Source organism: Anaerobacillus alkaliphilus, from assembly GCF_004116265.1.
In the GTDB taxonomy this organism is placed as follows: domain Bacteria; phylum Bacillota; class Bacilli; order Bacillales; family Anaerobacillaceae; genus Anaerobacillus; species Anaerobacillus alkaliphilus.
Window position 1 is genome coordinate 484,324 of the sequence record NZ_QOUX01000047.1, and the last position, 22,031, is coordinate 506,354.

Sequence of the window (22,031 nt, forward strand, 5' to 3'; positions counted from 1 at the left end):
CCTCCCCCATGCTGCAAAACTAAAATATAACATAGGGACAATTTTACTATAAATTCGATAAATTACGACATTTTTCTAGTATAATTATCGCAATCCCAACTCATGAAGTATCTCAAGTAGAATTTCAGGTTCATCAGTAATAATGCCATCCGCACCTAATAAAAGGAGTCTTCTCATTTCCTCTCGATCATTGATTGTCCAATAGTGGACTTGCATCCCTCGTTTTTGAGCTCCTTTTATGAGCTTTTCGTCTATCAGATTAAAGAATTTCACTTTCGTCGGAAGTTGAATGGCATCGACCTTTGGATGATAAAATGGTGCCAGGAAAAATTTATGGAGAGCGACGAATTTCGCTACTTCACTTCTACCACCACTAATTGCTACTGTTCCGTTCGCAAGGTTATTGAATGCATCAATAATTTTTTGCTCAAAGGAGGAAAGTAAAATCTTGTTCTCCAACTGAAATTCATGAATAAGATCGAGGAGCTTACGTTCTATATCTGGGTATTGAGCCTTTAGTTCAATGTTCATATAGGAAGTGGGAAATTGCTCAAACACCTCACGAACTGTTGGTATTGAGATCCCTTGGTTCCGATAGGGATACCCCTCCTCGCTAGCATGATAGTAACCGGCATCTAATTGTTTTAGTTCCGCAAGCGTCAAAGAGTCGACACGACCTTGACCGTTTGTGGTGCGATCAACCGTAAAGTCATGAATGACGACGAGATGGCCGTCCTTAGTCATATGAACATCAAATTCAAGAATATCTGAACCAATATCGAACGAATGTCGAAAGGCAGAAAGCGTATTTTCCGGATATACACTACCACCACGATGAGCAATGACTAATGGTGTTTCATAGGACTGAAAAAATTGCTTGGTCTCTATTTGTTCAGGGTTAGATAGAAGGAAAAGAAGAAACCCAAAGATGAGAATTGAGAGAAGAAGATACTTACTAAAACTTCTTCGCCCTTTTACTTTGGTAATGGGTCCGAATGTATAAAATGACATCAAATTCGCTCCTTTATGAAAATTTAGAAAAATTAGCCAGATTTAAGGAAGTTGTGATAAAATTATTTACATTGGGTATGTGTTTTATACTTTCAAGAAAAAAGAGTCTACTAGTTTTATTATTACTAAGGGGGAAAAAATATGAGGGAAGTTGTAATTGTTGGCGCAGCTAGAACGCCGATTGGTAGTTTTGGTGGTGCATTATCTTCAGTATCAGCGGTTGACTTAGGAGTCATCGCAGCAAAAGAAGCATTAAACAGAGCTGGCGTAAGTCCAGACTTAGTTGATGATGTCCTCATTGGAAACATCTTATCAGCTGGATTAGGGCAAAATCCTGCAAGACAAGTAGCAATTAAAGCGGGTATTCCGGAAACAACAACAGCGACAACAATTAACAAACTTTGTGGATCAGGCTTACGAACAGTGAGCATGGGTGCTCAGTTTATTATGTTAGGGGATGCTGACGTTGTTTTAGCCGGTGGAGTGGAAAGTATGAGTAATGCTCCATACATATTAAACAATGCACGTTTTGGCTTACGTATGGGCGATAACCAAGTCGTTGATACGATGATTAAAGATGGCTTAACGGACGCTTTCCAAAACTATCACATGGGTATTACTGCTGAAAATATTGCTGAGAAGTGGGAGCTTTCACGCGAAGCACAAGATGAATTTGCATTAAATAGCCAATTAAAAGCTGAAAAAGCGCAAAACGAAGGAAAGTTTGATGCGGAAATCGTCCCAGTAAGCATTCCTCAACGTAAGGGAGACCCAGTCGTTGTTGCAAAAGACGAGTATCCGAAGAGTGGCATGACGATCGATAAGCTTGCAAAGCTTCGACCTGCGTTTAAAAAAGAAGGTACAGTAACAGCAGGGAATGCATCTGGAATTAACGATGGTGCGGCGATGCTCGTACTTATGGCAAAAGAAAAAGCAGAAGAGCTAGGGTTAACGTGGTTAGCGACCATTAAATCTTATGGAAATGCAGCTCTTGATCCTGCCATTATGGGCTACGGACCAGTTCCTGCGACAAAGCAAGCATTACAAAAAGCTAACTTAACAATGGCAGATATTGACCTAATTGAGGCAAATGAAGCCTTTGCTGCACAAGCATTAGCAGTGACGAAAGACTTAGAACTTGATCCGAACAAAGTAAACGTGAATGGTGGGGCCATTGCGTTAGGTCATCCAATTGGAGCTTCAGGTGCTCGAATTTTAGTAACACTTTTATATGAAATGGAACGTCAAAATGCGAAAACTGGTCTTGCAACTCTTTGTATTGGTGGCGGACAAGGAACAGCATTAATTGTTGAACGATAAAAAGTAAGCGGTTACTTAGGCAGTCTTCCATGACTGCCTTTTTTTATGTCTTTAAATTTGTCAATCTTTCTCGTATGATGTAGAAGGGAGGCGATATTATGTCGAATGCATTTAGGAAAGAACGCAGGAAAAAAGGGAAAGGATCATTATTTCTCATTGTCTTGCTTATTAAAACTATCCTATTAGCAGCTATGGTGGGCGTATACTATTATTACTACAACCAACAACAACAAGTTTCATATTTTCAAATAGAAAACCCGATCATTTTCCAAGGAGAAATTTACGAGCAGAGTGCTGTGTTTCATAATGATCAGCTCTATTTACCACTTTCATTCATCTCCGAGCACCTAGATCAAGGGGTCACAGTCGATGAACAAACACAGTCGGTCATTATCATTTCAAACGAAAACATTCTCCGTTTTCCAATTGAAAAACTAGAAAAATACGTAAACGAAGAATCTTTTGAAATCGCCGTTGAAACGTTTATCTCGGAAAATGACGAGCTATATGTAGAAATACAGCAATTAGAAAATATCTATCCAATCGAATACACCCTTTTTGATGAGAGTATTGTGATCTCAATAGACGGCGAGGAACGAACGTTCGCTAACGTGTTGGAAACAACAAAAGAGCGAGATCTACGGTTAAAAGTTACACCGACCCACTTTTCAGATTACTATGATCTCGTTCTTCCAGGTGAGAAGTTATATATTTTAGAAGAAGATGAAAAATATTTTCACGTACAAAATGAAAAAGGGATCTCGGGGTATGTAAGAAAAGACATGATGGAATCTACAGCTACCGAAATGATCACGGTTGAACGTGAAAAACAGTTTCGTCAATTGGCGTATCCTGAGGGTCCAATTAACTTGACTTGGGAAGCTGTCTACTCGAAAAATCCAGATGTAAACACACTACCTCCATTACCAGGAGTGAATGTCGTTTCACCAACTTGGTTTAAGCTAAAAAATGAAGAGGGCGACATTCACAGTCTTGCATCGACTTCATATGTTCAATGGGCAAAAGAACGCGGCTACCATATCTGGGGACTTTTCTCAAATGATTTTGACCCTGAAAAAACTCATGTAGCACTTCAAACCTATGAAACCAGGCAAAAAATGATCCGTCAGCTTTTACAATATAGTGAAATGTATGACCTAGATGGCATTAACGTCGATTTTGAAAACGTCTATTTAAAAGATCGAGATTTAGTCACTCAATTTGTGAGAGAGCTTACTGCCTTAGCGCATCAAGCAGGATTGATTATCTCAATGGACATTACATTTATTTCTACGAGCGAGATGTGGTCGATTTTTTACGATCGTGCAGCGCTAACTGAAATCGTTGATTATATGATTGTAATGGCATACGACGAGCATTGGGGCTCTTCACCTGTAGCTGGGAGCGTTGCTTCGTTTCCATGGGTAGAACGGAACTTAGAGAGATTACTAGAAATTATTCCGAGCGAGAGATTAGTACTAGGAATACCTACCTATACACGTATTTGGAAAGAGCAAGAAACAGAAGGTGGCAACATCGAAGTATCTTCCAAAGCTCTAAGTATGAGAGCAGTAGAAGAGTGGGTCGCTGAGCATCAGCTAACACCAGTATTTGATGAAGCTAGCGGACAAGATTACGTAGAATTTTATGACGAAGCAGAAAAAGCCACTTATAAAATTTGGATTGAAAATGCGGATTCCATCGCAAGACGCGGGCAGATGGTCCATGATTATAACTTGGCAGGAGTAGCCTCTTGGAACCGGTTCTTTACTAATGCCGAAAGCTGGGAAGCGTTAGCTGATGTATTGAAAAAAGAATAGTATGTATCAACCAAACAGAGCTGAGAGAGGCTCTGTTTGGTTTTTTAATAACTTTTCGGGTAGTCTGCCAACAATTACATCGTCGATTCGCCCTGAACCGATGATGAGTCTACCAGTCTATTGCAATTACTTCGTCGATTCACTCTGAATCGATCACGAGTTTTCCAGTCTTTTACAATCCTATCGTCGATTCACTCTGAACCGATCACAACTTTTCCAGTCCCTTACAATTTTATCGTCGATTCACTCTGAACCGATCACAACTTTTCCAGTCCCTTACAATTTTATCGTCGATTCACTCTGAACCGATCACGACTTTTCCAGTCCCTTACAATTTTATCGTCGATTCACTCTGAACCGATTACAAGTTTTCCAGTCCCTTACAATTCCATCGTCGATTCACTCTAAACCGATCACAACTTTTCCAGTTCCTTACAATTTCATCGCCGATTCACTCTGAACCGATCATAACTTTTCCAGTCCCTTACAATTTCATCGCCGATTCACTCTAAACCGATCATAAGTTTTCCAGTCCCTTACAATTTCATCGCCGATTCGAGCGCAACAGAACACTCTTTTTTCAATTTATAAATCACCATTCTTCAATCTACATTCTACATTTTACATCCCCCTCCAAAAAAAGGTAAAATAAATCTGTAACTAATTCATATATAGAGGTGAAAGAAGTGGCAATCACAAATCCTGATCGTAGCGAAATTAAAGAGATTTTAGCAACAAACAAGAGAATAGCTGTTGTAGGTTTATCGAACAATCCAGAACGTACTTCTTACATGGTCGCTGAAGCGATGCAAAATGCTGGATACGAAATAATACCTGTAAATCCAGTCATTGATGAGGCCCTTGGTGCAAAAGCGGTGCCAACCCTAAAAGACATAGAAGGCCAGGTTGACATCGTAAACGTCTTCAGAAGAAGTGAATTTCTTCCGGAGATTGCCAAAGAAGCTGTCGAAATTGGCGCAAAAGTGTTTTGGGCACAGCTCGGTGTTGAAAATGAAGAAGCGTATGATTATTTAAAAGAACACGGGATGACCGTAATTATGGATCGTTGCATTAAAGTTGAGCATGCGCTTACAAAATAATATCTGTAAATCAGGTAATTACTAGGAAAAGCTTTTGAGTAAAAAGATAAAAAATAGGAAAATCCCCTTAACTTTTTTTGTGATTAAGAGGGATTTTTCTATTTATATGGAAAAACAAGCTTGAAAAATAAGGATTTAAGCAGTATTGTAAATAAGGACAGTGTCTCTTACGTATCTCTATAAGTTTTTATTGATAGAAACGATTGTTCGTACTATAGTTAAAATACTAGAAACTGTTATTATATGAAACCGTAACAAAAGAATATTATGACAACTACGAAAAAATTCTGAAAGACGAAGACTACATCACTGAGTTTTTGTACCTGTGTACTGTTACAAAGCCTCATTGATGTAATCTGTATGAGGCTAATAAGGTATCCTACATTATAATAAAACCTTATTCCCGTTTGCCTCTCGAATAGGCACTTAGTGAAGATATAACGTCTTACATGGTTAACGTAGTTACGAAGGGAGTCCAACTATTTGGCGACGAAAGAAAAATTCGAATATAACGATGATGCCATACAGGTATTAGAAGGACTTGAGGCAGTTAGAAAACGCCCAGGGATGTATATTGGTAGTACCGACTCACGAGGTTTACATCACCTCGTTTATGAAATTGTCGATAATGCTGTCGATGAAGCATTAGCTGGCTACGGAAATGAAGTAAAAGTAACAATTCATAAAGATAATAGTATTAGCGTTGAAGACGAAGGACGTGGGATGCCAACAGGAATGCACAAGATGGGCAAACCAACACCTGAGGTAATCTTAACAGTCTTACATGCTGGGGGAAAATTTGGACAAGGTGGTTACTCGACGAGTGGTGGACTACATGGAGTAGGTGCTTCAGTAGTAAATGCACTCTCAGAATGGTTAGAAGTAACGATTAAACGTGACGGCTTTGTTTTTAAACAACGTTTTGAAAACGGTGGGAAGCCAGTTACAACACTTGAAAAAATAGGAACGACTCGAAAAACAGGAACGACAATCCACTTTAAACCTGACAAAACGATTTTTTCAGTCACAACTTATAATTTTGAAACACTAACGGAACGTTTACGCGAAGCTGCGTTTTTATTAAAAGGTTTGAAAATCACATTAAAGGACACTCGTTCTGGTAAAGACGATCAACAAGAAGTATTTTACTATGAAAACGGGATCGAAGCCTTTGTCGAGTACCTAAACGAAGATAAAGAGACCCTACATCCTGTCGCATTTTTCCAAGGAAAGAACCAAGGAATAGAAGTAGAGTTTTCATTTCAGTTTAACGATGCTTATACCGAGAATGTACTCTCGTTTGTAAATAACGTTCGTACCAAAGACGGTGGAACGCACGAACTTGGTGCCAAAACAGCGATGACAAGAATTATTAACGAATATGCGAGAAAAATGGCGCTCCTCAAAGAAAAAGATAAAAACCTTGATGGCTCAGACATTCGTGAAGGATTTACGGCGATTGTCTCTGTTCGTGTCCCTGAAGAAAAGCTTCAGTTTGAGGGACAAACAAAAGGCAAGCTAGGAACAACAGAAGCAAGATCTGCTGTAGATGCAGTAGTGAGTGAGCAACTATCATTTTTCCTAGAAGAAAACCCTGATATTAGCTCGTTATTGATAAAAAAAGCGATTAAAGCTGCTCAAGCTCGTGAAGCCGCAAGAAAAGCTCGTGAAGATGCTAGAAGTGGAAAAAAGGCGAAGCGAAAAGATGCATTATTAAGCGGAAAGCTTACACCAGCACAATCAAAAAATCCTCAAGCGAACGAACTTTACCTAGTAGAGGGTGACTCTGCAGGTGGTTCTGCCAAACAAGGACGCGATCGAAAATTCCAGGCTGTTCTACCGCTTCGAGGAAAAGTTATTAACACAGAAAAAGCCAAGCTTGCGGATATTATGAAGAACGAAGAAATTCGTACCATTATTTATGCCATTGGTGGCGATGTTGGGGCTGATTTTACGGTTGAAGACATCAACTATGACAAAATCATCATCATGACAGATGCCGATACCGATGGAGCTCATATTCAAGTGTTACTATTAACCTTCTTTTATCGCTATATGCGACCGCTCATCGAAGCTGGAAAAGTGTATATTGCACTTCCACCACTCTATAAAGTGAGTAAAGGTAGCGGTAAGAAAGAAGTCATTGAGTATGCATGGGATGAAAGTGGTCTGAAAGAGGCTATCAAAAAAGTCGGTAAAGGCTATATAATCCAACGCTATAAAGGTCTAGGAGAGATGGATGCGACACAGCTTTGGGAGACAACAATGGATCCTGAAACAAGAACACTGATCCGTGTAAAAATAGAGGATGTTGCTCGTGCTGAGCGTCGTGTCTCAACACTGATGGGGGATAAAGTTGAGCCACGTCGTAAGTGGATTGAAGCCAACGTTGCCTTCGGTTTAGACGAGGAAACGAACATCTTAGAAAATGAAAATTTGACCTTACATGAGGAGGAATAAGTTTGTTATCTGCCGATAAATATTTAGACCTCCCCTTAGAAGAAGTAATCGGGGATCGGTTTGGCCGTTATAGTAAATACATTATTCAAGAACGCGCATTACCTGATGCACGGGATGGGTTAAAACCAGTACAGCGCAGAATTTTATACGCGATGCATAAAGAAGGAAATACATCTGATAAGCCGTTTCGTAAATCAGCGAAAACCGTCGGTAACGTTATCGGTAACTATCACCCTCATGGTGATTCTTCCGTTTACGAAGCGATGATCCGGATGAGTCAAGACTGGAAGGTTCGTTATGGTCTAATCCAAATGCACGGTAACAACGGTTCAATTGACGGTGATCCACCAGCAGCAATGCGTTATACAGAAGCGCGTCTGTCATCCATCGCATCAGAAATGCTTCGAGATATTGAAAAAGAAACCGTTGATTTTATTCCTAACTTTGACGACTCAGAAATGGAGCCTGTCGTTTTACCAGCGATGTTTCCTAATCTACTTGTTAACGGGTCTACTGGGATTTCTGCTGGGTACGCTACAGACATTCCACCACACCAACTAGGTGAAGTCATTGATGCAGCGATCCTCCAAATGGAGAACCCTAACTGTACGTTATCTGAACTAATGGAGCATATTAAAGGTCCAGACTTCCCAACCGGGGGTATAATCCAAGGGGTCGATGGCATTCGTAATGCCTATGAAACTGGTAAAGGGAAAGTTGTTGTTCGCTGTAAAGCTGAGATTGAATCAGTCCGTGGTGGAAAACAACAAATTGTCATTACCGAAATTCCTTATGAAATTGTGAAAGCAAATCTCGTCAAAAAAATGGACGAAATTCGCTTTGATAAAAAAGTCGAGGGAATTGCGGAAGTTCGTGACGAAACAGACCGCACAGGATTGCGTATTGTTATCGAATTGAGAAAAGATGCTGATGCAGAAGGTATCTTAAATTACTTATATAAAAATACGGATCTACAAATAACATACAATTTTAACATGGTTGCGATCTTTAATAAGCGTCCAGTCCTTATGGGACTTAAGCAGCTATTAACAGCTTATGTAAACCATCAAAAAGAAGTTATCACTCGACGCTCGACGTATGAGCTAAGAAAAGCCGAAGAACGTCAGCATGTTGTTGAAGGGTTAATTCGCGCCATATCCATTTTAGACGAAGTGATTGAAACGATCCGTGCGTCAAAAGATAAGCGTAACGCAAAAGATAACTTAATTAGTAAGTTTGAATTTACGGAACCTCAAGCAGAAGCCATTGTTACGTTACAGCTTTATCGCTTAACAAATACAGACGTTACGATCCTGCAAAAGGAAAGTGATGAGCTCGATAAGAAAATTGCGCTACTAAAAGAAATTTTAAATAGCGAGAAAAAGCTTGTTGCTGTAATTAAAAAAGACTTACTTACAATCAAGAAGACATTTAACGACGAGCGCCGCACTGTAATTGAAGATGAGATTGAGGAAATCAAGATCAATTTAGAAGTGTTGGTACCTGCTGAAGATGTGATTGTAACTGTTACAAAAGAGGGGTATGTCAAACGTACAAGCATACGTTCGTTTACTGCCTCAAGTGGCGAACCAACCGGAATGAAAGAAGGAGACCGTGTCATCGGTCAATTTGAAACGAATACGACAGACACGTTGTTAATTTTCTCGATGAAAGGAAATTACTTATTCATCCCAGTTCATCAGCTCCCAGACATTCGTTGGAAAGATCTAGGGCAGCATGTAGCCAATATCGTCCCACTTGAACGTGGCGATGAAATTCTTAAAGCTATGCCGATTAAAGAATTTACTGAAGACCAATTCTTAGTATTCTTTACGAAGCAAGGGATGGCCAAACGAACGCCATTAAGTGAGTATCAAGCACAGCGATATTCGAAACCATTAATGGCCTTAAAGCTAAAACAAGACGATGTCGTTGTCGATGTTGAGTTAACCGACGGAAAGAAAGATGTCTTTATTGCTACTGCTTTTGGGTATGGATTATGGTTTGATGAAGAAGAAATCAGTGTTGTTGGACAAAGAGCTTCCGGAGTGAAAGGCATTAACTTAAAGCCAGAAGACGAGGTCATCAGTGGGTTTACGTTAAATAAAGATCAAAAAACTCATTTGTTTGCTTTCACACAACGTGGGGCATATAAGAAAATGAACGTATCTGAATTTGAAAAAACCTCTCGAGCAAAGAGAGGATTAATTATGCTCCGAGAGCTAAAGAGTAACCCCCATCGCTTGATTTCGTTACGGAAAGCAGACAATCAAACTGTTTTCTATTTGAAAACAGATAAGGGCGTTGAAGATGCACTAGTTTCTGATCAAATTAGACCGAGTGACCGTTACAGTAACGGCTCATTTATCATTGATACAGCTAAAGACGGTACAATCGTTGATATATGGGAAGATCGGAAAGAAGATGAGAAAAAACCTGAGTAGCATTCGCTATTCAGGTTTTTCCTGAAAATAGGTGTGGAATATGACTGAATTTACGTTAAAATCCGGAATATTTATTAGCTTTGGAGCTTTTCTTCAAGGCTTCGCAATGGCTATGTTTCTTTTTCCTCATGACATACCTTCTGGTGGAGCAGCAGGTATTGCCATCTTATTAAACTATTTTCTTCATTTACCATTAGGGGTTGCCTTATGGTTATTTAATATTTTGGTGTTGGCTATTGCATTTAAATGGTTAGGTTGGAGAAAAGCTGTAGCAACAATTTCGGCAATAACAATTACCTCACTAACAATTTCAATTTTGGAAACTAGCAATCTCTCAGCTGCTATGGGAAAATCTTTATTTGCAGATCTAGTTATTGGAGCTATTATCTTTGGATTTGGTGTAGGATTTTTATTTAGATACGGTGCCTCTTCTGGGGGAATGGCGATTGTTGCTTTACTTATTGAAAAATATCGGGGCAAAGCACCAGGAAAATCAATGTTTTATATTAATACATCTATATTCTTGCTCATTTCTGTCATTAAGGATTGGAAAATTATTCTACTAGCAATTTTTTGCCAATGGTTATCCACAAAGGTAATTGATCTCGTCTACCAATATAAAAAACCTGTTAAAAAGTTGGCAAAAGCCAGCTAACAAAAAGCACTGTACTTTGAGGGTACAGTGCTTTCTTCATTACCTCAACGCGTCCCGCTCAATATTGACTTCCTCAATTAATTCTTCCATATCCTTATCACTTGTGTTGTGAACACGGTTTTCTAGGTTATTAAATTTCTGATCAACGTTCCGTGGGTTAGCATCTGCACTAATTCCGATTTCCTTACCGATACTGTCGTTAAGTATACTTTCTTTTTTGCCGTCTGGATGAGTACTACTTGGTTGAAATCCTTTTCCTAAAACCATTCTAATCCTCCTTGTCCAATCATTCTTTCTTATCATGTCAAATTACTTCAGAATTATTAGGTAAGTGTTTTTTTTCACCAGTTAAAAAATCATTCCTATTGGAATGATTTCAGTTGTATTAATGTTTTCCTTTACATTGTGAGGTAGTTTTCTGGAGACAATCCTGACAGTAACCCATTTCTCCATCAAACTCATACCATTGCCAACAGTTTAAGCATTTTTTATACAGGACCTGATTGATTAAGAGGTCATAGCCATAATAGGTCATTTTTTTTTCGATTCTCATAATCACTCTACCCTCCATCTAGCATATAGGCCAATATATGAGGGGAAAAAGCAAAGTGTGAAATGATAAAAGAGGAAAAAAGCAGCTAACTTTTTTCCTCTTCACAGTACTCCGTATTAATTTCTAAATTCATCCATAGCTTTTTGTGCAGCCTGCATCATATTGTTGTTTCCATTGTCATTACGATTTCTCATCATGCTGTATGCGGCTGCCCCTACGCCCAATCCTACGATCGTCATCATAAGTGGCCTGTTCATGTCACCATTCTTTTTTCTTCGTCCCATTCCTAGCATCGACAACATCTCCTTAAATGGTGGATTGGATAAAACGGAGTTGTTTGAATTGTAAACCCAAACAATTTTAGTATGAATCATTCCCCCAATTGAAAAACATGGGAATAATAAGAAATTGATATATTACGCTAAAACGAAACGAGACTTATAAGAACTAGAAAATCATTTTTTTACAGTTAGGATAAAAATTCAAATTAAATAAATAATAATTACAGAAATTAGCAACGGTAAGTGGGGGTGAAGACCATGGCTGAACTAACAACAAAGGAATTAGCTTTCATTGAAGATCAAATCCGAGCAGAAGCAATTATTGCAAAAACAATGAATTGGTGTGCAACACAATGTAGCGACCCAGAATTAAAAAGTAATTTGGAACAACTTGCTGAACAACACCAATTGAAGATTGCGGATTTATCTCAATACTTTAATCGTGGGATTGTTCAATAACCAAAGGGGGTGTTCACATGCCAAACAATATGGAAGGTCGAGGTTTAACCGATCGTGAAATGTTACAGCTTTGTCTAGAGCTTGAAAAAGGAAGGGTCTTAAGCTTAAGTAGCACAATGGTTGAAGCAAGTCATAAAGAATTGAGAGATATTTATCGAGACTGTCTTGATACAGCCTGCAATAATCAATATTCCTTATACGAGATCATGGAGCAAAGAGGCTGGTACAAAACAGAAAAAGCAACAACTGAGCAAATTGGTCGTGTACAAGCATTAATGCAAAACAATTTACATCCAGATGACCATTTTTCGAGGTGAATAAAATATTTTTCGGCATACGAAAAAAATAATGTCAAAAAACACTTACAAAAAAAGCCATTCCTACTCATTAAACTGTACCCCTTGTAAAGGACATTTTAAAAAAAGACTAGGCAGCGTTAAGAAGATGATCTCTGTACTGTACAGGGGTCATCTTTTTTAAATCCCATTGGTATCTATAATTGTTGTAGTAATTCATATAACTCTTAATTTCCCTTTTTAGTTCATCAAAGGTTGAACATGGTTTTATGAATGCCTCGTCCTTAAAATGCCCAAAAAACGATTCCTGTGGAGCGTTATCCCAACAGTTTCCTCTTCTAGACATGGATTGACCTAACCCTAACTTTTTTACTTGTTTCTGGAAAGTAGGACTTGTATAGTGTCCGCCTTGGTCAGAGTGAATAAAGGCATCCTTAGCTAACTTTACTTTCTTATTCTTCTTTAATTTTATTAAAGTATCAGTGGCTAAATCGAGCGTAATTCGCTTTAACACATGGTAGGACAAAATTTCATTAGTTGATCCATCTTTAATGGTAGATAAATAGGCTTTCTGACCATTTCCATAGTACAGATAAGTGATATCTGTGAGTAATATCTTCCCTGGGACTCCTTGCTTAAATTCTCGATTTAATAAGTTAGGTAGGACCCTATGTTCCTGTGTAGCTTTAATCATCCTTTTATACGGATTGGCTCTACGAATCGGACAAACGATGTCATATTTCTTCATTATCCTTCTAATTCTTTTCAAATTGTAAATAGTATCAAATTGACCTTCTAATGTCATTTTAATTTGTCTAGCACCCTTCTTACGCCTTTTGAAATTGAAGGCTTTTAGGATGATCTCTTTTACAATCTCATCTTCTGCATCTCTTTTTTCTCTATGTTCCTTTGATTGTGAAGTGAAGTAATTGTAATAACCAGAACGTGATACTCCAGCTGTTTCACATAAATAGCTAACCATACTTTTAAGTTGATATTTTTCAATAACAGAGTGAATAAGTAAAAATTTTTGTTCGGCTGATAACTTTACTTCTTCAGCCTCCTTTCGGCAAAGTTGATCTTTTTTAACAGTTCATTCTCAGCTTTTAATAAGTTATTTGCAGCTTCCAACCGTGCATATTTTTCTTCTAACGAGAGTTCTTTATCGTTTGGTCTACCTGAGTTTCCTTTTCTAGTATCTCTTAGTCCAGTTACTCCGTTTTCCCTATAAGCAGCACGCCATCTCTTCCCTGAAGATTCAACACGATCCATCCCAATAATTTCAATATCAAAACCGTTCTCTTCAAATATTTGTCTCGGTGTTTTTCCCTTTTCGTTTTCAGCTATGAAGAGACGTTTAAACTCATCAGTATAAGTAATCCCCTTAGAACTGACAGACTTCACGTATGGATTACCTGATAGTAACTTTATTTCTCTTTCTGTAAATATCTTTTTACTCATTTGATCTTTCCCCAATCCCATTTTTTCTTTAATTATACAAAAAAGTACCCTATAGGCAGACTTTTTTTAATGTCTACTCTATAGGGTACAGTTTACATTAAAGGAATGGCTTTTTTTGTTACAATCACAACGCAGATGTAACAATAACGAAATATTTCTTTAAACTATTTTTAAGGTAACTAAGATGATCTGACAAAAAAAGTAACTCAATCATGACGAACATTAGGAAAATAACCGGAGCCTTGTAACTATTTGTCTCTATAAACTTTGGAATGATTTAACGAAATTGTTAATAAACTTTAATGCATATTACAAATGTTACCAAACAAGGGAGGTTATTTTTTTGAAAGCAAAACGTATATTACTAGCTTCATTGTTTCTAATGTTACTCCTCGTTTTTACAGGCTGTTTTAGTCAGGATCAAGAAACAACAGACAAAAAAGACCCAAAAGAAACGACTAACACGACTGACTCAAAACCAACTGATCAGAAAGAACAACCGAAAGCTGAAAAGAAAGTATTAAAACTGAACAACGTTTCAAATCCAGGCTCACTTCATCCTCAGTTAGCTCAAGGAACACATGAGTCTTGGGTGCTTGAGCACTCGTTTGAAGGTTTAACAAAGAAAACGCCTGAAGGCAAGATTGTTCCTGGAATGGCAGCAGATTGGACATTTAGTGATGACGGTTTAACTTGGACATTTACATTAAAAGACAATATTCAATGGTCAAACGGAGATCCGGTAACAGCTCACGATTTTGAATATGCATGGAAATTCGCGCTAGATCCTGCCAATGCTTCTTATTATTCATACCAACTTTATTACTTAGAAGGTGGGGAAGAGTACAATACGGCAGAAGATGGTGCAGACATGAATGCCCTTCGTGATGCTGTAGGGGTTAAAGCAGTAGACGACAAAACGCTAGAAGTTAAACTAGCAAAACCAACACCATATTTCCTAGATTTAACTTCTTTCTATACGTACTACCCAGTGCACAAAGGGAATGCTGAAGCTCATTCAAACTGGGCGTTAAGTGGAGACAATTACGTTTCTAACGGGCCATTTGTTTTGGCTGAGTGGAAACAGAAAGAAAGTATGAAACTAGTAAAAAATCAAAACTACTATGACAAAGATCTTATCAAACTTGATGAAGTAGATTTTGTCATCATTGATGATGAGAATACCGCTTGGCAAATGTATCGTACAGGCGAATTAGACCTTGTCTATCCACTTCCGCAAGATGTGACAGGTCAATTAAATGCAAGCAACGATCCAGAGTTCCGTATTGGACCTGACTTAGCTGTTTACTACTATAACTTAAACACAACTGTCAAACCTCTAAATAACCAAAAGGTTCGTCAAGCTTTAGGTATGGCTATTGATCGCCAAGCGATTGTTGAACACGTCTCTCAAGGTGGCCAAACACCAGCTTATGGTGTTGTACCTAAAGGGATCCCTGATGTAAGTGGGGACTTTAACGAGAACGGCGGAAAATTATTTGAAGAAAATGCAGAAAAAGCAAAGGCACTATTAGCTGAAGGGCTAGCAGAAGAAGGCCTTTCAAGCTTCCCGAACATGGTCTTAACGTATAACACGAGTGAAGGTCACAAAGCAATTGCTGAAGCTATTCAAGAAATGTGGCGTAAAAACCTTGATGTGAACATCACCCTTGAGAACGTTGAATTCCAAGTGAAACTTGACCGCGAAAAAGCAGGTGACTTCCAAATTTCACGTGCTGGTTGGATCGGAGATTATGTTGACCCAATGACATTCATTGATTTATGGCATTCTAAGTCGCCATTCAATGATGCTCGCTATAACAATCCAACCTATGACCAACTAGTGGAAAAGGCTCAAAGTACAATGGATCAAAGTGTTCGTATGACAGCTATGCATGAAGCACATGCGTTATTAATGGAAGAAATGCCGGTCATCCCAATTTATTTCTACACAAAACCATACACATTGAAACCTTATGTTACAGGCATTTTTGATCCAATTAACAGTTACCCCCAATTTATGTTCGCTGATATTAACAAGTAATTCATTCGAAGGTATGTTCTCAACCCCCGAGAACATACCACATTTTTATAAGGAGGTGTAGGTTATGTGGAAATATATCGGAAAACGGTTTCTCTGGTCATTGGTCACGCTTTGGGCGATTATTACAATTACGTTCTTCTTAATGCATAGTATCCCCGGCAATCCATTTTTACAGGAAAGTAAAATGCCACCTTCTGTCTATGAAAATCTCCAGAAACACTATAACCTAGATAAACCGAAAATCGTTCAATATGGGTTATATTTTCAATCACTAGCAAAACTAGACTTTGGTCCTTCAATGAAATCCTCAGCTATGACTGTCAACGACTACATAAAACAAGGCTTTCCGGTTTCGTTGCATTTAGGGCTTCAAGCTTTAATTATCGCTGTTACGTTTGGATTAATATTAGGCGTGATTGCCTCACTACATCGAAATCGTTGGCCAGATTATCTATCAATGATCCTCGCCATTGTCGGGATATCTGTTCCGAATTTTATTTTAGCGACTTTTTTAATTAACTTTGTCGCAGTTGAATGGGGACTATTACCCGTTGCATTATGGAAGGGCTGGGAGTATACGATACTTCCATCGATTGCTCTAGCGATGATGCCAATGGCTTATATCGCTAGACTGATGCGTTCAAGCATGCTTGAAGTGATGAATCAAGATTATATTGTTACTGCCAAAGCAAAAGGGCTGCCAAGACCTGTCATCATTATTAAACATGCGATACGTAATGCAATTCTACCAATTGTCACAGTTATCGGAATCATTTCGGCGAACCTCATTACTGGTAGTTTCATCATTGAAAGCATTTTTGGTATTCCAGGCATGGGTGAAATGTTTGTAAAAGGTATTGCTAACCGTGATTACCCAGTGATCCTTGGTTCCACCATTTTTTATAGCTTCATCCTAATTTTTCTAATTTTTATAGTGGACATTGCCTATACGTTGATTGATCCAAGAATAAAAATTACAGGGGAGAGTAAATAAATGGAAAAAGGAACAGAAAGACATTTAACCGAGGATCTTTTTCAACCTCTTGAAAGGAATTTAAAAGAAGCGGAAAAAATTGCTAGACCAACCGTTTCATATTGGTCTGATGCGTGGAGACGCCTAAAGGAAAACAAACTAGCGATGCTAGGTTTATTTATTATTATTTTTCTAGTAATTATGGCGATCATTGGCCCACATTTAAATGATTACAAGTATTACGAACAGAATTTTATGGAAAAGAATCAACGACCAAGTTCAGAACATTGGTTCGGTACTGACCAATCTGGAAGAGATTTGTTTACCAGAGCATGGCATGGAGCGAGAATTTCGTTGTTTATTGGATTTATGGCAGCACTTATCGATTTTGTTCTTGGTATCCTTTACGGTGGATTTTCAGCCATTCGTGGTGGGAAAACTGACAACATTTTAATGAGGATTGCTGAAGTGTTATATGCCATACCATATTTATTAATGGTCATCATGATGATGATTATCTTAGAACGAGGCATATGGCCATTAATCATTGCAATGACCATCACCGGTTGGATTCCAATGGCACGACTTGTCCGTGGTCAAGTTCTCCAATTAAAAGAATATGAGTTTATTCAAGCTGCAAATGCCATGGGCGCAAGTACTTGGTGGACACTAAGAAAGCATATGATCCCAAATACAATGGGACCAATTCTTGTAAATGTTACGTTAACAGTACCAACAGCCATATTTGCTGAAGCTACTTTAAGCTTTCTAGGATTAGGTATTCCTGCTCCTCAAGCAAGCTGGGGGACGATGGCCAGTGATGCGCTAGGCAGTATCTTAGTAGGAAACTTCTATCAATTGTTTATTCCAGCCATTCTTATTTCTTTAACGATGTTCGCATTTAATGTTCTAGGAGACGGGCTCCGAGATGCACTAGACCCACGTCTACGTAACTAGAGAAGGGAGTTACAAAACATGAAGCCATTATTAGAGGTAAAAAATCTAGAAGTGTCCTTCCATACGTATGCTGGTGAAGTCCAAGCAGTTCGAGGGGTCAATTTCGAAGTGAAACGAGGAGAAGCAGTAGCAATTGTAGGTGAGTCTGGCTGTGGAAAAAGTGTGACTGCCAAAACCATTATGAAACTACTTCCTACACCTCCAGCAAAAATAAAGAATGGTAGTATTTTATTTAACGGCATTGATCTTACCACAAAGTCAGAACGAGAAATGCAAAAAATACGAGGCAATGAAATCGGGATGATCTTTCAGGATCCGATGACTTCATTAAATCCAACGACAAAGATTGGACATCAAATTGCTGAAGGCTTACTCCGACACAAAAAACTATCTAGAACTCTAGCTTTTGAACAAGCGATTGAAATGCTGAGATTAGTTGGGATTCCAAACCCAGAAAAGCGAGCGACTCAATATCCTCATGAATTCTCAGGAGGGATGAGACAAAGAGCCATGATTGCAATTGCCCTAGCCTGTCAACCCAAGCTCCTCATTGCCGATGAACCGACAACTGCGCTAGACGTCACGATTCAAGCGCAAATTCTTCAGCTGATGAAGAGCTTGCAGGAAAAATTAAATACGTCGATTATTCTGATTACACATGATTTAGGTGTTGTAGCTGAAACCTGTGAAAAGGTTGTCGTCATGTATGCTGGTCAAGTGGTTGAGACAGGAACAGTGGAAGAGATATTTGCTAATCCCAAGCACCCATATACCAAGGGTCTCTTGAAGTCTGTTCCTAGACTAGATATGGATCGTAGTAGAGCTTTAGATCCGATTATCGGCTCACCTCCAGATCTATTAGCTCCGCCAAAAGGCTGTGCTTTTTATCCTCGTTGCGATCACGCAATGGCCGTCTGCAAAAAGTTTAACCCTCAATTAGAACAAATTGGTGGAAAACAACAAGCGGCTTGCTGGCTATATCATCCAATGGCACAGGCAGTAAGGGGGGAAGTCTAGATGAACAATACACCTTTATTAGAGATTAGGAACCTTAAAAAATACTTTAACGTCGACGGGAAACAATTAATGGCTGTTAATAATTTATCTTTACGGATTGAAGAAGGGGAAACAGTTGGTTTGGTTGGCGAAAGTGGCTGTGGCAAATCTACCGCTGGTAAAACGATTATAAGGCTTTACTCTCCTACCGATGGGGAAGTTATCTTTAACGGGCAAAATATTGTAAACCTTTCCAATCGGGAAATGAATAAATTACGACGAGAAATGCAAATCGTTTTCCAGGATCCTTACGCTTCATTAAACCCGAGAATGACCGTGGAAGACATCATTGGTGAACCATTAGATCTTCATAAGGCTGCAACAGGAAAACAGAGGAAACAACGTATTAAGGAGTTGTTAGAACTAGTAGGTCTAAACGCAGAACATATGAACAGGTTTGCTCATGAGTTTAGCGGTGGTCAAAGACAACGGATCGGAATTGCACGAGCGCTGGCTTTAAATCCAAAGTTTATTGTTTGCGACGAACCAATTTCTGCTTTAGATGTTTCGATCCAAGCCCAAGTTGTGAACTTATTAAAAGACTTGCAGCAAAAACTAAATCTAACCTATCTATTTATTGCACACGATTTATCTATGGTAAAATATATTTCCGACCGGATCCTTGTGATGTATCTTGGGAATATGGTGGAACTAACAGATAGTGACTCACTATATGCAGACCCGTTGCATCCTTATACAAAAGCGTTGTTAACATCTGTCCCAATTCCTGATCCAACAATTACGAGAGAACGTATTATTATTGAAGGCGAAGTTCCAAGCCCAATCAATCCACCAAGTGGCTGTGTGTTTCGAACCAGGTGCCCAGTTGCGATGGATATTTGCGCGCAAGCAATTCCAGAGTGGAAAGAGGTAAAACCAGGACATTTTACAGCCTGTCATTTATATGAATAAACATATAGGGGAGTCGAAGACATTTATCATTGTGATAGATGTCTTTTTTTCGTTATAGTAAGTACTATGGAAAAGTTTAGTAAATCTGCAACTTTTTTTAGGGGTGGAACGTTGTTTAAGTGAAAGGGGGAGCAATCATGCAGCTTGAAGAGGTATATAAACTTTATGTAAATGACTTATACCGGTATTTGTTTTCCCTTTCGAGAGACCATTTTGTTGCAGAAGATCTGGTACAAGAAACATTTTTTCGAGCTTTTTTAACATTAGAAGATTATGAAATTAGCAATATTAAAGCTTGGTTGTTTCGAGTAGCTTATAACGCATTTATCGATAGACAGAGGAAGAACAAACGAATTGTGTTAGGCGAAAATATGGAAGAAGTAACAGTGTCGAATGTACGTTCCCCTGAAGAAAAGATTTTGGAGCGTGAAGGACTTGATCAATTGCTAGAAGACTTAAATTCTCTACAAGAAAATGAAAAACAGGCCATTCTTCTATGCGATTTACATGGACTTCAGTATCAAGAAGCTGCAACTATTCTTGATCTAAAGTTAAATACATTCAAAAGCCACTTGCTTAGAGGCCGAAAGAAGCTTACCGAAATTGTTAAAGAAAGGATGAGACGAGATGAAAGAAGATAACCAAACAAACGATCCTAATAAAAATATCTACGAAAAATATATGAAAAACATCAAACAAGAACTATCGCATACTCAATTATCTGAAGAAGCGCAAACGAAGATTATTAATACCGGGAAACAAACTGCACGGCTAACCAATATTCTTATCAGTTTAGCAATTCTCCTACTCCTGTTACCGATGATGACCTTGTTCACTTATATGTATTACGGCGGCATTAGTGGAAAAGCAAATAATTATTTAGAGGTCGTTGCAAAAACGATCTATGTTACCGAACCAAACACGAGCCTTGAGATGATGAGGATTGAAGATCACATTGGTTTATTTTCAATGGAGATCTCCTTTGAAACCTTTAAACGAATTGGGAAAGAGGACTATAAAGCAAGTGATTATAAAATTCCATTTTCAATGAGCACTCCGAGTTTTCCGAAAAGAACCTATTATCTAGAGCGTCCACTTCCAACTATACCAGGAATTGAGACCGAAACACTTTTTCATCCTAATGCAAGAATACCATTTGGCATTAGCCAAGAGTGGGAGATGCTAGACAAACTACCGGATGGAACAGTGGCAGAAGTTTATGTCTCACTTTCGAACCTAATGGAGCCACAGGAGTTAGCAGCAAGTTTACCTTCTGAAACAGATTTGCGTTGGTTTGCCGTTCACAGTGGCTTTGAAGCAAGACAGTTGAGTCGTGATGGATTACCACTGACACCAATTGGCTATCCAGCTCAAATCGATAAGACAACATGGTCGCCTTTTAACGGCAGAGAACAAACAAACGAACAAGTGTTTTTAGAGATTTTAGAACTATTAGAAAAAAATGAAGAAATTGCCGTAAAAGCTGCTAGAGCTAAATCACTAGAGATTAGTGAACGTCTTCGCTTTATCAACGAGCATGGTATCCAAGTGTATGGTGCTGTTGTTACTGGTCCAGTACCTGAACTAAGGAAACTTCGTGGGCTAGATGGCATTAGAGCAGTCAAGGTAGGGGAGGTAAAACTATGGAACTGGAAATAAAACAAAGAAAAATAGGAAAGTTACAAACTTTGTCAGGGTTAATTTCCTTTTTAGTCGGATTAATTTCTTTAGCCGTTCTTAATGTCACCCTGCTACTTAAAACAGAAGAATTTCCAGCGTTTTTTCTCTTTCAACTGCCGATATTAGGATTTTTCTTAGGAGTCATTGGCTTATTTACCAGGAATAGATCACGACTATATGCATGGTGGGGGATCGGTTTAAATAGTTTTATTTTGGTATTTACTATTTTAATGTTCATTCTGGCTTATACTATTAATGCAAAGCCGTAGAAAACATTGCTATTGAGATCGTTTTAGAGTACATGGTATCTAGGGATTGTGAGTTGGAAGCTATAGAGTTAAATTTGAAATAGATCATAACGAAAAAATGGTATATATCTTAACCATTGATAATCGTGGTGATGTGTATTAGTATTAAAAAGACCATTTGGCACATATCCTGTAATGGTCTTTTTTGACTTTTAGATTATTTGTTTATCCTACATAATAATGATGATTTAGCTGTAGAACTAAGGTTTGAACCTGTTGACAAAATTAGAATTTTAAAGAA

20 protein-coding genes are annotated in these 22,031 nt (G+C 38.4%); 16 read left to right on the plus strand and 4 right to left on the minus strand.

The features are described from left to right. Window positions 1-84: 84 nt before the first annotated feature. Window positions 85-1,011, minus strand: a complete 927-nt coding sequence (locus DS745_RS22720; protein WP_129080522.1) for a glycerophosphodiester phosphodiesterase family protein — start codon at window positions 1,009-1,011, stop codon at window positions 85-87. A 141-nt stretch (window positions 1,012-1,152) separates the two neighbouring features. Between DS745_RS22720 and DS745_RS22725 the strand changes: the two genes are divergently transcribed. The 6 genes from DS745_RS22725 (at window position 1,153) to DS745_RS22750 (ending at window position 10,810) form a co-directional block, all read left to right on the plus strand. Then, window positions 1,153-2,331, plus strand: coding sequence for an acetyl-CoA C-acetyltransferase (locus tag DS745_RS22725; RefSeq protein WP_129080523.1), 1,179 nt, complete (start codon window positions 1,153-1,155; stop codon window positions 2,329-2,331). Between the two features lie 98 nt (window positions 2,332-2,429). After that, complete coding sequence (locus tag DS745_RS22730) at window positions 2,430-4,151, plus strand: glycosyl hydrolase family 18 protein (RefSeq protein ID WP_129080524.1); 1,722 nt, start codon at window positions 2,430-2,432, stop codon at window positions 4,149-4,151. Between the two features lie 686 nt (window positions 4,152-4,837). Next, entirely contained in the window at window positions 4,838-5,251 is a 414-nt protein-coding gene (locus DS745_RS22735; RefSeq protein ID WP_129080525.1) for a CoA-binding protein, read from the plus strand. Window positions 5,252-5,734: 483 nt separating this feature from the next. Then, window positions 5,735-7,711 (plus strand): DNA topoisomerase IV subunit B, encoded by a 1,977-nt coding sequence (parE, locus tag DS745_RS22740; protein WP_129080526.1) that lies wholly within the window; start codon window positions 5,735-5,737, stop codon window positions 7,709-7,711. A gap of 2 nt (window positions 7,712-7,713) precedes the next feature. Further along, window positions 7,714-10,155, plus strand: coding sequence for a DNA topoisomerase IV subunit A (gene parC, locus DS745_RS22745; protein WP_129080527.1), 2,442 nt, complete (start codon window positions 7,714-7,716; stop codon window positions 10,153-10,155). 40 nt (window positions 10,156-10,195) lie between these two features. Further along, window positions 10,196-10,810, plus strand: a complete 615-nt coding sequence (locus DS745_RS22750; protein ID WP_129080528.1) for a YitT family protein — start codon at window positions 10,196-10,198, stop codon at window positions 10,808-10,810. A gap of 39 nt (window positions 10,811-10,849) precedes the next feature. Here the strand turns inward: DS745_RS22750 and DS745_RS22755 are convergent, their stop codons facing one another. Beyond that, complete coding sequence (locus tag DS745_RS22755; protein ID WP_129080529.1) at window positions 10,850-11,077, minus strand: hypothetical protein; 228 nt, start codon at window positions 11,075-11,077, stop codon at window positions 10,850-10,852. 402 nt (window positions 11,078-11,479) lie between these two features. After that, the gene (locus DS745_RS22760) at window positions 11,480-11,737 is read right to left on the minus strand and encodes a DUF3918 family protein (protein WP_129080530.1); all 258 of its coding nucleotides are present in this window, start codon (window positions 11,735-11,737) and stop codon (window positions 11,480-11,482) included. 165 nt (window positions 11,738-11,902) lie between these two features. On the opposite strand from DS745_RS22760, the gene DS745_RS22765 reads away from it, so the two are divergent. Further along, a complete protein-coding gene (locus DS745_RS22765; protein WP_129080531.1) occupies window positions 11,903-12,103 on the plus strand; it encodes a hypothetical protein in 201 nt (66 codons plus the stop codon). 17 nt (window positions 12,104-12,120) lie between these two features. Next, the gene (locus DS745_RS22770; RefSeq protein ID WP_129080532.1) at window positions 12,121-12,420 is read left to right on the plus strand and encodes a spore coat protein; all 300 of its coding nucleotides are present in this window, start codon (window positions 12,121-12,123) and stop codon (window positions 12,418-12,420) included. 109 nt (window positions 12,421-12,529) lie between these two features. Here DS745_RS22770 and DS745_RS22775 read toward each other — a convergent pair. Beyond that, a protein-coding gene (locus DS745_RS22775; protein WP_241657913.1) for an IS3 family transposase occupies window positions 12,530-13,860 on the minus strand; the annotation gives its coding sequence in 2 pieces (ribosomal slippage) (window positions 12,530-13,488 and window positions 13,488-13,860; 1,332 coding nt in all). A 343-nt stretch (window positions 13,861-14,203) separates the two neighbouring features. Between DS745_RS22775 and DS745_RS22780 the strand changes: the two genes are divergently transcribed. The 8 genes from DS745_RS22780 (at window position 14,204) to DS745_RS22815 (ending at window position 21,751) form a co-directional block, all read left to right on the plus strand. Continuing rightward, complete coding sequence (locus tag DS745_RS22780; RefSeq protein WP_241657914.1) at window positions 14,204-15,904, plus strand: peptide ABC transporter substrate-binding protein; 1,701 nt, start codon at window positions 14,204-14,206, stop codon at window positions 15,902-15,904. Window positions 15,905-15,968: 64 nt separating this feature from the next. Then, window positions 15,969-16,898, plus strand: coding sequence for an ABC transporter permease (locus tag DS745_RS22785; protein ID WP_129080533.1), 930 nt, complete (start codon window positions 15,969-15,971; stop codon window positions 16,896-16,898). Further along, complete coding sequence (locus DS745_RS22790) at window positions 16,899-17,834, plus strand: ABC transporter permease (protein ID WP_129080534.1); 936 nt, start codon at window positions 16,899-16,901, stop codon at window positions 17,832-17,834. Window positions 17,835-17,852: 18 nt separating this feature from the next. Beyond that, window positions 17,853-18,851 carry an ABC transporter ATP-binding protein gene (locus DS745_RS22795; protein ID WP_129080535.1) on the plus strand — a complete coding sequence of 333 codons (999 nt, stop codon included), beginning with the start codon at window positions 17,853-17,855 and terminating at the stop codon, window positions 18,849-18,851. Next, a complete protein-coding gene (locus DS745_RS22800; protein WP_129080536.1) occupies window positions 18,852-19,802 on the plus strand; it encodes an ABC transporter ATP-binding protein in 951 nt (316 codons plus the stop codon). 137 nt (window positions 19,803-19,939) lie between these two features. Next, complete coding sequence (locus DS745_RS22805) at window positions 19,940-20,443, plus strand: sigma-70 family RNA polymerase sigma factor (RefSeq protein ID WP_129080537.1); 504 nt, start codon at window positions 19,940-19,942, stop codon at window positions 20,441-20,443. Then, window positions 20,430-21,461 carry an anti-sigma factor gene (locus DS745_RS22810; protein WP_129080538.1) on the plus strand — a complete coding sequence of 344 codons (1,032 nt, stop codon included), beginning with the start codon at window positions 20,430-20,432 and terminating at the stop codon, window positions 21,459-21,461. The genes DS745_RS22805 and DS745_RS22810 overlap by 14 nt, the downstream gene beginning before the upstream one ends. After that, on the plus strand, window positions 21,446-21,751 hold the full coding sequence (locus tag DS745_RS22815; protein WP_129080539.1) for a hypothetical protein: 306 nt from the start codon (window positions 21,446-21,448) through the stop codon (window positions 21,749-21,751). The genes DS745_RS22810 and DS745_RS22815 overlap by 16 nt, the downstream gene beginning before the upstream one ends. Window positions 21,752-22,031 lie beyond the last annotated feature (280 nt).